The organism is Noviherbaspirillum sp., assembly GCF_035254865.1.
Taxonomy (GTDB): domain Bacteria; phylum Pseudomonadota; class Gammaproteobacteria; order Burkholderiales; family Burkholderiaceae_D; genus Noviherbaspirillum.
In genome coordinates, this window is record NZ_DATFAF010000059.1 from 1 (window position 1) to 13464 (window position 13464).

The following is a 13464-nucleotide window of genomic DNA, read 5'->3' on the forward strand; positions in this document are numbered from 1 at the left end:
CTTTTGTGGAGCGAGAGGAGGTTTTTGCTGCGTGAACGGAGTCAGAAGCCGACCGCCTGCCCGTCCCGGCGCGGATCGCTGGCGGCAATATAGCCATTCGCGGTTTTCCACACGAACTGGCCGGCGCCGAAATCCATGTAACTGTCGGCAACGCTTTCGACGCGATGCCCGCGTGCCGCCAGCTCATTGATGACCTCGGCCGGCATCGTGTGCTCGATATCGACTGACATACCGTTGGTGACGCGCCAGCGCGGTGCATCGCAGGCCGCCTGCGGCTGCTGGCCATACGCCAGCATGCGCACCAGCGTCTGCAGATGGCCTTGCGGCTGCATGTTGCCGCCCATGACGCCGAAGCTCATTTGCGGCTCGCCATCCTTTGTTACGAAGCCGGGGATGATGGTGTGGAAAGGACGCTTGCCCGGCGCAACGCAGTTCGGGTGCTTCGGGTCAAGACTGAAGCCATAGCCGCGGTTCTGCAGGCTGATGCCGGTTTCCGGAACCACTGCGCCGGAGCCGAAACCCATGTAGTTGGACTGGATGAAACTGACCATCATGCCTTGCTCATCCGCCACACTGAGGTAGACGGTCCCGCCCTTGGGCGGCGTGCCGTGCTTGAAATCGGTCGCGTGGCGCATGTCGATCATCTTCGCGCGTTCGCTGAGATAGGCATCGTTCAGCATGTCCAGGGCGCTGACCTTGGTCATCGCGTGGCTGTCGGCGATCCAGCGGTAGGTGTCGGCGAAGGCCAGCTTCATCGCCTCGATCATCAGATGATGGCTGTCGGCGGAATCGACGGGGTAACGCTTGATATCGAGCTTGTCGACGATGCCGAGCGCGATCAGTGCGGCGATGCCCTGGCCGTTGGGCGGGATTTCGTGCAAGGTGTAACCGGCAAAATCCTTCTGGATCGGTGTCACCCACTCCGGCCGGAAGCCGTTGAGGTCGTCGAGCGTCATGGCGCCGCCATGCAGATGCGCGTGCTGTACCATGGCTTCGGCCAATTCGCCGCGATAAAAGGCTTCGCCATGCGTCTCGCCGATGCGGGTGAGCGTATGGGCGGCCTCCGCAAAGACGAATTGTTCGCCGACTTTGGGTGCCCGCCGGTGCGGCATGAAGGTGCGCGCGAATCCGGGTTGGTCCTTCAGAAGCGGTATCGCCGCGGCCCATTTATGCTGGACGATGGGTGAGACCATGAAACCGCGCTCGGCCAGCTCGACGGCCGGCTCGAACAGGTCGAGGAAGGGCAACTTGCCGAAGCGTTCCGACATCTCCACCCAGGCCGCCACCATGCCCGGCACGGTGACCGCGTCCCAGCCGCGCGGCGGAATCTTGCCGCTGTGTTTTCTTGCAAAATAGGCGGGCGTCCACGCGGCGGGGGCCGGGCCGGAAGAATTCAAGCCGTGGAGCTGGCTGCCGTCCCACAGGATGGCGAAGGCATCGCCGCCGAGTCCGCAGGAAACCGGCTCGACCACGGTGAGCGCGGCGGCGGCGGCGATGGCGGCGTCGACGGCATTGCCGCCTCGCAGCAGCATGCGCAATCCGGCTTGCGCCGCGAGCGGTTGGGAAGTCGCCACGACATTACGGGCAAACAAGGGAACACGCACGCTAGGGTAGGGGTTGGTCCACTTGAATGTCGTCATGGCGTTTGGCTTTCATTGGAATTTGACCGGTGACGCAATGCAGCCGAGCCATTTTACGTGGCAATCCGGCCGCCGGTATTGATTTCTTTAATGAAAACGTCATCCCGTAAAGATGCCATTGATTGAATGACTGCCAATGCTTTTGCTGCCTGCACGATAAAAAAATGCCGCCCGACAATGAACGATCTGCCGGAAATTCAGTCCTCATACTGTTCTTGATTGTCCTTGTTTTGAAGAGGTGAACCTTGCCGGATTCGATCCGAACCCTGTTCCAGCGACTCGTGCCCGCGGTGGATTTCTGCTCGCTGCGCCTGGTGGAAGAGAGCAGCGAACAAATGACGGTGCGCCAGGATGTCCTGCAGCCGCTCAACACCCGTATCGACCGCGGCGCGATGGTCAGCGTCGTGCACGGCGGCGGCTACGGCTATGCGGCCACCAGCGATCTGAGCGCCGCCGGCCTGAAGGATGCGCTGGACCGCGCGCGCCGCTGGGCTGACGCGAGTGCCGGCCGCTCCGTCGTCGATTACGCGAAAATCCTCATGCCGAATCCGCGCGGCAGCTATGCCGGCACGGTCGCGCACGCTGAATCCCTGTCGCGCCGCGAGCTGATCGACCTGCTCATGCAGGAATCGAACGCCTGCCGCATCGACCCGCGCGTCGTCGACTGGTATGCCTCCTTGTGGCGCGTGACGACCTCGCAGCTCTATCTGACGGCCGACGGCGCCGAAGCGTCGCAGCAGTTCCAGTACCTGATTCCCAACCTCGCCGTGACCGCCCACGATGGCAGCGACACGCAGACGCGCAGCCTGGGCGGGCAGTACAACGGCTACTGCCGGCAAGGCGGGCTGGAAGTGCTGGAGCATGCCGCATTTCAGGGTGCCGGTCGACGTGTGGCCGAGCAGGCGCTGGCGCTGCTGGCCGCGCCGAACTGCCCGGTAGGCACGATGGACCTGCTGCTGATGCCGGAGCAGATGATGCTGCAGATCCACGAGTCGATCGGCCATCCGCTCGAGCTTGATCGCATCCTCGGCGACGAGCGCAATTTCGCCGGCACCAGCTTCGTCACGCTCGACATGTTCGGCCATTACCGCTACGGCTCCGAGCTGTTGAATGTGACCTACGATCCGGAGCGCCCGGAGCAATTCGCCAGTTATCGCTGGGACGACGAAGGCAGTCCTGCCGAGCGCGCCCACCTGATCCGCAACGGCATCCTCGAACGGCCGCTCGGCGGCGCCATCTCGCAGTCGCGCGCCGGCATCGAGGGCGTGGCCAATGCGCGCGCCTGCAACTGGAACCGTCCGCCGATCGACCGCATGGCCAATCTCAACATCGAGCCGGGCGACACCAGCCTGGAGAGCATGATCAAGTCGGTCGAATACGGCGTGCTGATGGATACCAACGTCTCCTGGTCGATCGATGATTCGCGCAACAAGTTCCAGTTCGGCTGCGAATTCGGCCAGCTGATCGAAGACGGCGAACTCAAGGGCATCGTGAAAAATCCGAACTACCGAGGCATCTCGGCCACCTTCTGGCGTTCGCTCAAGGCCGTCGGCGACAGCAGCACCGTCAACGTGATGGGAACGCCCTTCTGCGGCAAGGGCGAGCCCTCGCAGGTGATTCGCGTCGGCCATGCGTCGCCGGCCTGCCTGTTCGGCGACATCGACGTGTTCGGAGGCGAATGATGCGACAGTATTTCCACGACATCGCCGCCTTCCTCGATACCAGCATCCGGGGTGGCGAGCAGTACAAATGCTGGTTCTCCGCCGAGGCATCGGACTTCGTTCGCTTCAACCGCAGCGCGATACGCCAGCCCGGCCATGTGCGCCAGATCACCCTGTCGCTCAACCTGATCGACGGCTTGCGGCACGCCGAGCTCACCTTGTCGCTGGCCGGCGATCTCGCTGCCGACCGCGCGCAGCTCGCCGACGTGATCGACAAGCTGCGCGATCAATTACCCGACCTGCCGGAAGATCCGCATCTTCTGATCGCCACCGAGGTGCATTCGACCGAACACGTCGTCGCATCGCGCCTGCCCGACAGCGCCGCGGTGGTGGACGAAGTGCTGGCCGCCGCGCGCGGACACGATCTGGTCGGCATACTCGCGGCCGGCCCGGTCTATCGCGGATTCGCCAATACATTCGGACAGCGCAACTGGCATGAAACCGCCAGCTTCAATCTCGACTGGAGTCTGTACCAGGACCGCGACAAGGCGGTGAAAACGACCTACGCCGGCTTCGACTGGGAAAGCGCCGCCTTCGAGGCGAAGTTCCGTAACGCGCTCGAACAGCTCGACATCCTGCAACGTGAGCCGGTCACCATTCTGCCCGGCGAGTACCGCGCCTATCTCACGCCGACGGCGCTGAGCGAAATCATCGGCATGCTGAACTGGGGCGGCATCTCCGAGAAGTCGCTGCGCACGCGCCAGAGCCCCTTGCGCCGCATGCGCGACGAAGGTGTTGCGCTGAATGCGATGGTGAACCTGGTGGAGGATACGGCGGGCGGCCTGGCCCCGGCATTTCAGGGCGACGGCTTCATCAAGCCGGAGCGCGTGCCGCTGTTCGACCAGGGCCGCCTGGCCGGCAGCCTGGTGTCGCCGCGCACCGCCAAGGAATACGGCATACAGACCAACGGCGCGGATGGCAGCGAGTCCGCATCCTCGCTGCGGCTGGCGGGCGGCACATTGCCGGTGTCGCGCGTGCTCGACGAACTGAACACCGGCGTCTACATCAGCAATCTCTGGTATCTGAATTTTTCCGACCGCGCCAACTGCCGCCTGACCGGCATGACGCGCTTCGCGACCTTCTGGGTCGAAGGCGGAAAGATCAAGGCGCCGCTGAACGTCATGCGCTTCGACGACTCGCTGTTTCGCATCCTCGGAGACAAGCTGCTCGGGCTGACTTGTGAAACGGAATTGCTGATCGACAGCGATACCTACGGCCAGCGCAGCACGGGAAGTTCCGTTCTGCCGGGGGCATTGGTCAGGGACCTGAGTTTCGTTCTTTAGTCGGCGTCACTATTCCTCTCCCGCCTGCGGGAGAGGAAGCCTGTCGCTCGTCGTTCAGATCACGCCTTTTTCCCGCAAGGCGGCGATCTGCTCTGCGCTCTGTCCGAGCATGTCACCCAATACTTCCTGCGTATGCTGCCCCAGCATCGGCGGCGGCATGTCGTAGCGCGGCGGCGTCTCCGACATCTTGATCGGACTGCCGACCAGCTTGACCTCGCCGCCGGTGGGATGCGGCAAATCGACGCGCATCGCACGCGCCTGCACCTGCGGATTGTCGAACACTTCGTCCAGGTTGTTGATCGGTCCGCAGGGCACGCCGGCGGCTTCCAGTGCATCGATCCATTGCTGCTTGGTCTTGGTTTTCACCATCTCCGCCAGGATCGGCACCAATGTGTCGCGATGACGCACGCGCATCGGATTGGTGGCGAAGCGCTCGTCGACGGCCAGTTCGGGCCGTCCGCCGGCCTCGACAAAGCGACGGTACTGGCCGTCATTGCCGACCGCGACGATGATGTGTCCGTCAGAGGTCGCGAAGGTCTGGTAAGGAACGATGTTCGGATGCGCATTGCCCCAGCGTTTGGGCGGGTTGCCGCTGGCCAGATAATTGGTGTTCATGTTGGCCAGCATCGCCACCTGTACGTCGAGCAGTGCCATGTCGATGTACTGGCCTTCGCCGGTACGGTCGCGATGCGCCAGCGCCGCCATCACGCCGATCGTCGCATACATGCCCGTCATCAGGTCGGCAATCGCCACGCCGGCCTTCTGCGGGCCGCCGCCGGGCAGGTCGTCGCGCTCGCCGGTAATCGACATGAAGCCGCCCATGCCCTGGATGATGAAGTCATAGCCGGCACGCTGCGCGTAGGGACCGTTCTGGCCGAAGCCGGTGATCGAGCAATAGATCAGATCGGGCTTCTCGCGCTTCAGGGATTCGTAGTCGAGGCCGTACTTCTTCAATTGCCCGACCTTGTAGTTTTCGAGCACGACGTCCGACTGGCGCGCCAGTCGGCGCACGATGTCCTGTCCTTCCGGACTGGCGATATCGAGCGTGATCGAGCGCTTGCCGCGGTTGGCCGCGAGATAGTAAGCGGCCTCGCTGGTGTCGTGGCCTTGCGCATCCTTCAGGTAGGGAGGGCCCCAGTGGCGGGTATCGTCGCCGGCGCCCGGGCGTTCGACCTTGATGACGTCGGCGCCGAGGTCCGCCAGGTTTTGGGCGCACCACGGTCCCGCCAATACGCGGGTCAGGTCCAGTACGCGAATATGTCCAAGTGCTTTCTTCAGTGACGAACCAGCCATGTTTCGAATTGATCTGCGGTTAAGGGTTGAGTATAGAAAAATCCCTGGGCGATGCCGCAGCCGTGCTCGCGCAGGTACGCCAGCTGCTGCGGCGTCTCGACGCCCTCGGCCACCACGTCCAGCCCGAGCGGCTGCGCCATCGAAATGATGGCATCGGTAATGGCGCGTTCGTCCTCGTCGGTCGGCAGGCCCTGGACGAAGCTGCTATCGATTTTAACCTTATGCACCGGATAGCGTCGCAAGTACGCCATGTTCGAATATCCGGTACCGAAGTCGTCAATACTCAACCTGATCCGCAGATCGCTCATGCTGTTCAACATCGATGCCGCCATCGTGTTGTGCTGCATGACGGTGCTTTCCTTGATTTCCCATTCCAGCCGGTCGCTCGGCACCCCGGTTCGCTCGAGCGCGCTTTCCAGTTCGGACAGGAGCGCGCGGTCCATCAACTGGCTCGATGAAAGATTGATCGCCAGGCTGAAGCCGTCCAGACCGTGCCGGCTCCATTCCTTCAGCTGATCGCAAGCGTCGTTCATCACCCATGCGCTGATCTGGTGGATCAGGCCGGCTTGCTCCGCCATCGGCAGGAAATGCGATGGCAGCAGGATGCCGTGTTGCGGATGCCGCCAGCGCAGCAGGGCTTCGACGCAACGCACCTCGCCGGTGCGCAAGTCGACCTGCGGGTGATAGTAATGCTGCAGCTCGCCTCCCTCGATCGCGCGCCGCAATTCGATCTCCAGCGTCGAGCGATTGACCAGCGCTTCGCCCAGGCGCGGAGCGAACATCTGATACTGGTCGCGCCCCGACGATTTCGCGTGGTACATCGCGATGTCGGCCTTTTTCATCAGCGTCTCGATATCGGTGCCGTCGGAAGGATAGAGCGCGATGCCGACACTGGCCGAAATCTGCAGCTCGCGTCCTTGCAGGGAAAACGGGCTGCGCATGGTCTCGACGATCTGCAGCGCGATGTCGTCGGCAATGCGCATGTCGTTCAGATTGCGCGCCAGCAGCATGAACTCGTCGCCGCCCAGCCGCACCAGGATGTCGTCCTTGCGTACCACGTTTTTCAGACGCATGGCGGCGGCCTTCAGCAGTTCGTCGCCCATGGCGTGCCCGAGCGAATCGTTGATGTTCTTGAAGCCGTCGATGTCGATGAAAAACGCAGCCAGGGAGTTTGCGTCGGCCGCGAGCCTCGGAAAGAAATCCGCCGCCTGATCGAACAGGAAATGCCGGTTGGGCAAGCCGGTCAGGCTGTCGTGATGCGCGAGATGACGCAATTGCGCCTCCGCCTTGCCGCGTTCCACTTCATTGAAAATCAGCGTGATCAGGCCGGCGACGTTATTGGCAAATTCGGCTTCGTCCTTGCGCCACTGGCGCGGCTCTACAAGCTGCGTGAATATCAGCACGCCGCACACCTTGTCTCCGTGCCGCACCGGCATCATCATGGTGGCCTTGATCGACGCCGAATGAAAGTATTCGCAATGGATTGCCACGCGCGGATCCTGATCGACATCCGCGACCACCAGCTGGCGCTCGTTGCGCACCATGCCCCGCAGCATGTCGTGAAAGCTGTCGGCGAAACGCGCATCCGGCGCTTCATCGACCAGATTCTGCCGAATATCGTCATAGGCCATCATGCAGCGCGTCGCAGTGTGATCGGCGCTGACTTCCCAATAGGCGCAGCGATGCGTGCCGAGCGCCTTGGCCGATGACTTCAGTATCACGTTCAATGCCGAGGACAGGTTGGCATGCGGCCGCTGCGCCATGCGGAACAGGCGATTCAGGTAATGCAATTGCCGCTTCTTGTCCGCCGCGATGCTGTCCTGTTGCTGCACCTCTCCCGTCACGTCGCGCGCATTGAGAAGCAGGCCGTCGATGTCCGGTTGGGACAGCAGGTTGCGCACGTGCCCGGCGAGGTGACGCCATGATCCGTCGACATGCCGGATCCGGAATGCGAAGGCCGTCGGCGTGTTTTCATCCGCGCCGGCGGCTTGTTCGAGTACCGCTTGCAGCTTCGGCATGTCCTCCGGATGCACCATGTCGCGCAGCAGTCTGGTGCGGTCGCCGACGAGCTTGTCGAACGCCGCATTGGCATAGCTGAGCGTACTGTCGCGATCGCAGACCAACACCAGGTCGGGCAGGTGCTCGACGATGGACTGCATATACCCGGCCGCGCTTACGTCGGCTTCATTTCTCGCCGGCTTGACCGGCTTCAATACCCAGATGGTGCAACGTGCATCTGTCAGGGTGTCGATGCGGTTTTCGATCAGGTCATAATCGATCGGTACGCCGGCCTTGCTGCTGAGCTGGATGCGCGTGCCGCCGGCTGGAATGCGCCATTCGCCGCTGAGCCGGGATGCGTTCATGCTCTTGGGGAAAAGCGCGTCAAGCGGTTGCCCGGCGAGCTCGCTTTCGTTGAACCCGATCTGCTGCGCGAGCTGGGCATTCAGATGAAGAATGACGCCGTCACGCAGGAACAGCAGCCCGGTATCGGCTCCGCCGAACAGATCGGAAAGCGCATGCCACTCCTCGGGGAAGAGAAAGGTCGCAGTGTCAAACGGGGCCGGATAGGAGCTGTCTGAGGGCATGTGCGCGCATGGCGACGACTCCAGCCCGGACGGCTCAGGCCAAACCCGTTTCGCCTTTGGATTAACGATTGGCATTAGACTACGTGTCGTTGAAGATCATTCCGAGATATAGATCAAGCCATGTGGTTTTTTCCGAAAATCATTGCACACCGCGGCGGAGGAAAGCTCGCGCCGGAAAACACCTTGGCAGCCGTGCGCTGCGGACTCGCGCAGGGATTCCACGCGGTCGAGTTCGATGTGATGTTGTCGTCCGACAGCATTCCGGTCCTGATGCACGATCCGCAGTTCGGCCGCACGGTGTCCGGCAAGGGTGCGGTCAACCAGGCGACCGCCCGGCAACTGGCAGCGATGGATGCCGGTTCCTGGTTTGGCCCGCAATTCGCCGGCGAGCCGGTGCCGAGCTTTGAGGACGTAGCGACTTTCTGCAAGTCAAATGGCATCTGGATGAATATTGAAATCAAGCCGGTTCCCGGTTTTGAGGTCGAGACCGGACGACTTGTTGCGGAGTTGACCCGTCAGCTGTTTTCCGTGGAGATCGCTAATGGCGTGCCTGGAGGAAAGCTTGCCGCGCTGCCTCTTTTTTCATCCTTCTCGTTCGAGGCACTGGTCGCGGCCAAAACAGCCGCTCCCGAAATCCCGCGCGGCTATCTGGTCGATCGCATTCCATCCGATTGGCGCGAAAAACTGCGCGCACTGGATGCAATCGCCCTGCACACCAATCACAAGAACCTCACACCCGAATATGCGCGCGCGATCAAGCAGGAAGGCTTCGGCCTGTTCTGTTACACCGTCAATACTCCGAAACGCGCACGTGAAATATTCCAATGGGGCGTCGATGCGTTCTGCACCGATCGCATCGACCTGATCGGCGCGGACTTTGCGGTCAATTGATCCGCTTACCTTCCGTTACAAAGATTACAGTTGGCCTGTCGGCGAACCGTATGCGCCCGCCGTTGAAGGCAGCATGGGCATTTTCACCCATACCTACTTCACCGAAAGGAAAGCAACATGAGAAAAACACAACTGATCACGGCTCTCCTGGCCACGCTCCTCGCAGCACCGGTATTCGCACAAAACGCCGCCACCTCGGTGCAACGCGACGTCAACCAGCAGCAGCGGATTGAAAACGGCCTGCAATCCGGTCAACTGACCACGCGCGAAGCGGCCCGCCTCGAACGCGAAGAATCCCGCGTCGACCATGCCGAAGCCAAGGCATTGCGCGACGGCAGCATGAGTGTCCAGGAAAAGCGCAACATCAATCGCCTGCAAAACGACGCGAGCCGCGACATTGCCGCGCAAAAGCATGATGCACAGACCGGTAATCCGGATTCGGCATCCAGCAAGCGCATGCAGGCTGACGTGCAACGCAATATCAACCAGCAACAACGTGTCGAAAACGGCATCAAGGACGGTTCGCTGACCAACCACGAAGCGGCAAGGATGGAACGCGGCCAGGCACGTGTGAACCGGCGCGAATTCCAGGCCGGCCGCGACGGCCACGTGGGATCCGTCGAGCAGGCAAGGGTCCAGCGCACCGAAAACCGCCAGTCCGGCCGCATTCATCGACAGCGGCATGATGCCCAGCATCGCGGTTGATCGACTGTCAATAGGGTTTTACTGTCATCGCGGGCCCGCCGACATGTTCCGGCGGGCCTTTTTTCGTTCCGAGCAGGGCGCTCATTGAAGAGGGGATATCACGTATAATCAACGGTTTGCAACGCATTCCCATCTTTTCGCCAAACATGAACTCGTCTGAAATCCGCGACAAATTCCTGAAGTATTTCGAATCCAAGGGACACACCATCGTCCGTTCGTCCAGCCTGGTGCCAGGCAACGACCCGACGCTGCTGTTCACGAACTCCGGCATGGTGCAGTTCAAGGACGTATTCCTTGGCCAGGACAAGCGTGCCTACACCCGCGCGACAACCGCGCAGCGCAGCGTGCGCGCCGGCGGCAAGCACAACGACCTGGAAAACGTCGGCTATACCGCGCGTCACCACACCTTCTTCGAAATGCTGGGCAATTTCTCGTTCGGCGATTACTTCAAGCGCGACGCGATCCACTATGCATGGGAATTGCTGACCAAGGTGTATGGCCTGCCGCAGGAAAAGCTGTGGGTCACGGTCTATCACGAAGACGACGAAGCCTATGACATCTGGGCCAAGGAAGTCGGCGTGCCGGCGGAGCGCATCGTGCGTATCGGCGACAACAAGGGCGCGCGTTACGCCTCCGACAATTTCTGGCAGATGGCAGACACCGGCCCTTGCGGCCCCTGCTCGGAAATCTTCTATGACCACGGCGCGGAAGTCTGGGGCGGTCCGCCGGGATCGCCGGACGCCGACGGCGACCGCTACATCGAGATCTGGAACCTGGTGTTCATGCAGTTCAATCGCGACGAGCAGGGCGTCATGCATCCGCTGCCGCGTCCCTGCGTCGATACCGGCATGGGCCTGGAGCGTATCGCCGCCGTGCTGCAGCATGTGCACTCCAACTACGAGATCGACCTGTTCCAGAACCTGATCACGGCTGCCGCGCGTGAAACCAATATCAGCGACCTCACCAACAATTCGCTGAAGGTGATTGCCGACCACATCCGTGCCTGCTCCTTCCTGATCGTCGACGGCGTGATTCCCGGCAATGAAGGCCGCGGCTACGTACTGCGCCGCATCGTGCGCCGCGCCTTGCGCCACGGCTACAAGCTGGGCCAGACCAAGCCCTTCTTCTACAAGCTGGTCAAGGACCTGGTCAAGGAAATGGGCGCCGCCTATCCGGAACTGCCTGCCGTGCAGTCGCGCGTCGAGCAAGTGCTCAAGCAGGAAGAAGAGCGTTTCGGCGAAACTCTCGAACACGGCATGAAGATCCTCGAAGCAGCGCTGGCGAAGGATGCCGCGCGCCTCGACGGAGAAACCGCATTCACGCTGTACGACACCTACGGCTTCCCGCTCGACCTGACCGCGGACATCTGCCGCGAGCGCAATGTCGAGCTCGACCAGGCCGGCTTCGAAGCCGCGATGGAGCGTCAGAAGCAGCAGGCGCGCGCCGCCGGCAAGTTCAAGATGGCAGCCGGCATCGAGTACAGCGGTGAGAAAACACGCTTCGTCGGCTATGAATCCCTCGCGCACGAAAGCAAGGTCGTCGCGTTGTACGTCGACGGCGCGGTCGTGCACGAAGTCAACGCCGGCCAGCATGCGATCGTGGTGCTCGATTCCACGCCGTTCTATGCCGAATCCGGCGGCCAGGTGGGCGACTCCGGCGTGCTCGAATCCGTGTACGGCGACCAGGTCGTCACCTTCGAAGTGAAGGACACGCAAAAGATCCAGGCTGACGTGTTCGGTCATCACGGCGTGCTGGTGCAGGGTCGCCTGCTGGTCGGCGACACGCTTAACGCCAAGGTCAACACTCGCCTGCGCGCGCAAACCATGCGCAACCACTCCGCAACCCACCTGATGCACAAGGCTTTGCGCGAAGTCCTCGGCAGCCATGTGGCGCAGAAAGGCTCGCTGGTCGATCCGGAAAAGACCCGCTTCGACTTCAGCCACAACGCACCGCTGACCGCCGACGAAATCCGCCGCGTGGAAGAGCTCGTCAACCGCGAGATCCTTGCCAATGAGGCGACCCAGGCGAACGTGATGAGCTATGACGACGCCATCAAGTACGGTGCGATGGCGCTGTTCGGCGAGAAGTACGGCGACGAGGTCCGCGTGCTCGGCATCGGCTCCTCCAAGGAATTGTGCGGCGGCACGCATGTCACGCGCACCGGCGACATCGGCCTGTTCAAGATCGTGTCCGAAGGCGGTGTCGCGGCGGGCATTCGCCGCGTCGAAGCCGTGACCGGCGAAGCCGCGCTGGCATTCGTGCAGAACCTGGCCGCGCGCATCAACGAAGCGGCTGGCGCACTGAAGGTCCAGCCGGAAGAACTGACGCAGCGCATCGTGCAAGTGCAAGATCAGGTCAAGTCGCTGGAAAAGGAACTCTCGACATTGAAGTCGAAACTGGCCTCCAGCCAGGGCGACGAACTGGTGGCCAAGGCCGTCGACATCAACGGCATCAAGGTCCTTGCGGCCACCTTGAACGGCGCCGATGTGCCGGTCCTGCGCGAGACCATGGACAAGCTGAAGGACAAGCTGAAAACCGCCGCCATCGTGCTGGCCGCCGTCAAGGACGGCAAGGTCAGCCTGATCGCCGGCGTGACGCAGGATGCCACTTCCAAGGTAAAAGCCGGCGACCTGGTCAACTTCGTCGCCCAGCAAGTCGGCGGCAAGGGCGGCGGACGTCCCGACATGGCGCAAGCCGGCGGCACCGACCCGAGCGGCCTGCCCAAGGCGCTGGAAGGCGTCAGCGACTGGGTTCGCCAGCGAGCATGACAACGTATCAGTACTGTCCGATGTGCGCCGCGCCGCTGATCGAGCGCGCGGACACCGGCGAGGGCGGCAAGATCCGCCTCGCCTGTCCTGACGGGCATTGGACGCACTGGGACAATCCGCTTCCGGTGCTGGCGGCGCTGGTCGAGGTCGAAGGCCGCATCCTGCTGGCGCGCAATGCCGCCTGGCCGGAAAAAATGTTCGCGCTGATTACCGGCTTCATGGAACGCGGCGAAACACCCGAACAGGGCGTCATGCGCGAGCTGAAGGAAGAAACCAACCTCGATGCGCATGAAGTCACGCTGATCGGCGTGTATGAATTCATCCGCAAGAACGAACTCATCATTGCCTACCATGTGAAAGCGTCCGGCGACATCCGTCTTTCCGAGGAACTGGTCGACTATCGGCTGGTCGCTCCCGAAAAGCTGCGTCCCTGGCGTGCCGGAACCGGTTATGCCATGGCCGACTGGCTGCGCGCGCGCGGATTCCCCGTCGAATTCATCGATTTGCCGACCACTTCCTGATTTCTTGTCGCCGGTTACTTGTTGCGTCGCACAAAACTACAGTCAATTGGAGTAGAA

9 protein-coding genes are annotated in these 13464 nt (G+C 62.0%); 6 read left to right on the forward strand and 3 right to left on the reverse strand.

Features of this window, described 5'->3' with window-relative positions; all coding sequences use genetic code 11:
• Positions 1 to 41: 41 nt before the first annotated feature.
• Positions 42 to 1640, reverse strand: a complete 1599-nt coding sequence (locus tag VJ651_RS14065; RefSeq protein WP_324108054.1) for a gamma-glutamyltransferase family protein — start codon at positions 1638 to 1640, stop codon at positions 42 to 44.
• Between the two features lie 245 nt (positions 1641 to 1885).
• On the opposite strand from VJ651_RS14065, the gene VJ651_RS14070 reads away from it, so the two are divergent.
• Both VJ651_RS14070 and VJ651_RS14075 read left to right on the forward strand, forming a co-directional pair.
• Positions 1886 to 3322 carry a TldD/PmbA family protein gene (locus VJ651_RS14070; RefSeq protein WP_324108055.1) on the forward strand — a complete coding sequence of 479 codons (1437 nt, stop codon included), beginning with the start codon at positions 1886 to 1888 and terminating at the stop codon, positions 3320 to 3322.
• On the forward strand, positions 3319 to 4644 hold the full coding sequence (locus VJ651_RS14075; protein WP_324108056.1) for a TldD/PmbA family protein: 1326 nt from the start codon (positions 3319 to 3321) through the stop codon (positions 4642 to 4644). The genes VJ651_RS14070 and VJ651_RS14075 overlap by 4 nt, the downstream gene beginning before the upstream one ends.
• 54 nt (positions 4645 to 4698) lie before the next feature.
• Here VJ651_RS14075 and VJ651_RS14080 read toward each other — a convergent pair whose 3' ends face one another.
• Both VJ651_RS14080 and VJ651_RS14085 read right to left on the reverse strand, forming a co-directional pair.
• The gene (locus VJ651_RS14080; protein WP_324108057.1) at positions 4699 to 5937 is read right to left on the reverse strand and encodes a CaiB/BaiF CoA-transferase family protein; all 1239 of its coding nucleotides are present in this window, start codon (positions 5935 to 5937) and stop codon (positions 4699 to 4701) included.
• Positions 5919 to 8522 carry a sensor domain-containing protein gene (locus VJ651_RS14085; RefSeq protein WP_324108058.1) on the reverse strand — a complete coding sequence of 868 codons (2604 nt, stop codon included), beginning with the start codon at positions 8520 to 8522 and terminating at the stop codon, positions 5919 to 5921. The genes VJ651_RS14080 and VJ651_RS14085 overlap by 19 nt, the downstream gene beginning before the upstream one ends.
• 120 nt (positions 8523 to 8642) lie before the next feature.
• Between VJ651_RS14085 and ugpQ the strand changes: the two genes are divergently transcribed.
• The 4 genes from ugpQ to VJ651_RS14105 all read left to right on the forward strand — a co-directional run bounded on the left by ugpQ (position 8643) and on the right by VJ651_RS14105 (position 13407).
• Positions 8643 to 9413, forward strand: coding sequence for a glycerophosphodiester phosphodiesterase (gene ugpQ / locus VJ651_RS14090; protein ID WP_324108059.1), 771 nt, complete (start codon positions 8643 to 8645; stop codon positions 9411 to 9413).
• Between the two features lie 117 nt (positions 9414 to 9530).
• Entirely contained in the window at positions 9531 to 10118 is a 588-nt protein-coding gene (locus VJ651_RS14095) for a hypothetical protein (protein WP_324108060.1), read from the forward strand.
• A gap of 146 nt (positions 10119 to 10264) precedes the next feature.
• Complete coding sequence (gene alaS / locus VJ651_RS14100) at positions 10265 to 12886, forward strand: alanine--tRNA ligase (RefSeq protein ID WP_324108061.1); 2622 nt, start codon at positions 10265 to 10267, stop codon at positions 12884 to 12886.
• The gene (locus VJ651_RS14105; RefSeq protein ID WP_324108062.1) at positions 12883 to 13407 is read left to right on the forward strand and encodes an NUDIX domain-containing protein; all 525 of its coding nucleotides are present in this window, start codon (positions 12883 to 12885) and stop codon (positions 13405 to 13407) included. Before alaS ends, VJ651_RS14105 begins: the two co-directional genes overlap by 4 nt.
• Positions 13408 to 13464: the final 57 nt, after the last annotated feature.

Excerpts from the sequence above, each read along its gene's own strand:
- VJ651_RS14095 (WP_324108060.1), top strand. The coding sequence starts at position 9,531 with ATGAGAAAAACACAACTGATCACGGCTCTCCTGGCCACGCTCCTCGCA.
- VJ651_RS14105 (WP_324108062.1), top strand. The coding sequence starts at position 12,883 with ATGACAACGTATCAGTACTGTCCGATGTGCGCCGCGCCGCTGATCGAG.
- alaS (WP_324108061.1), top strand. The coding sequence starts at position 10,265 with ATGAACTCGTCTGAAATCCGCGACAAATTCCTGAAGTATTTCGAATCC.
- ugpQ (WP_324108059.1), top strand. The coding sequence starts at position 8,643 with ATGTGGTTTTTTCCGAAAATCATTGCACACCGCGGCGGAGGAAAGCTC.
- VJ651_RS14065 (WP_324108054.1), bottom strand. The coding sequence starts at position 1,640 with ATGACGACATTCAAGTGGACCAACCCCTACCCTAGCGTGCGTGTTCCC.
- VJ651_RS14075 (WP_324108056.1), top strand. The coding sequence starts at position 3,319 with ATGATGCGACAGTATTTCCACGACATCGCCGCCTTCCTCGATACCAGC.
- VJ651_RS14085 (WP_324108058.1), bottom strand. The coding sequence starts at position 8,522 with ATGCCCTCAGACAGCTCCTATCCGGCCCCGTTTGACACTGCGACCTTT.
- VJ651_RS14080 (WP_324108057.1), bottom strand. The coding sequence starts at position 5,937 with ATGGCTGGTTCGTCACTGAAGAAAGCACTTGGACATATTCGCGTACTG.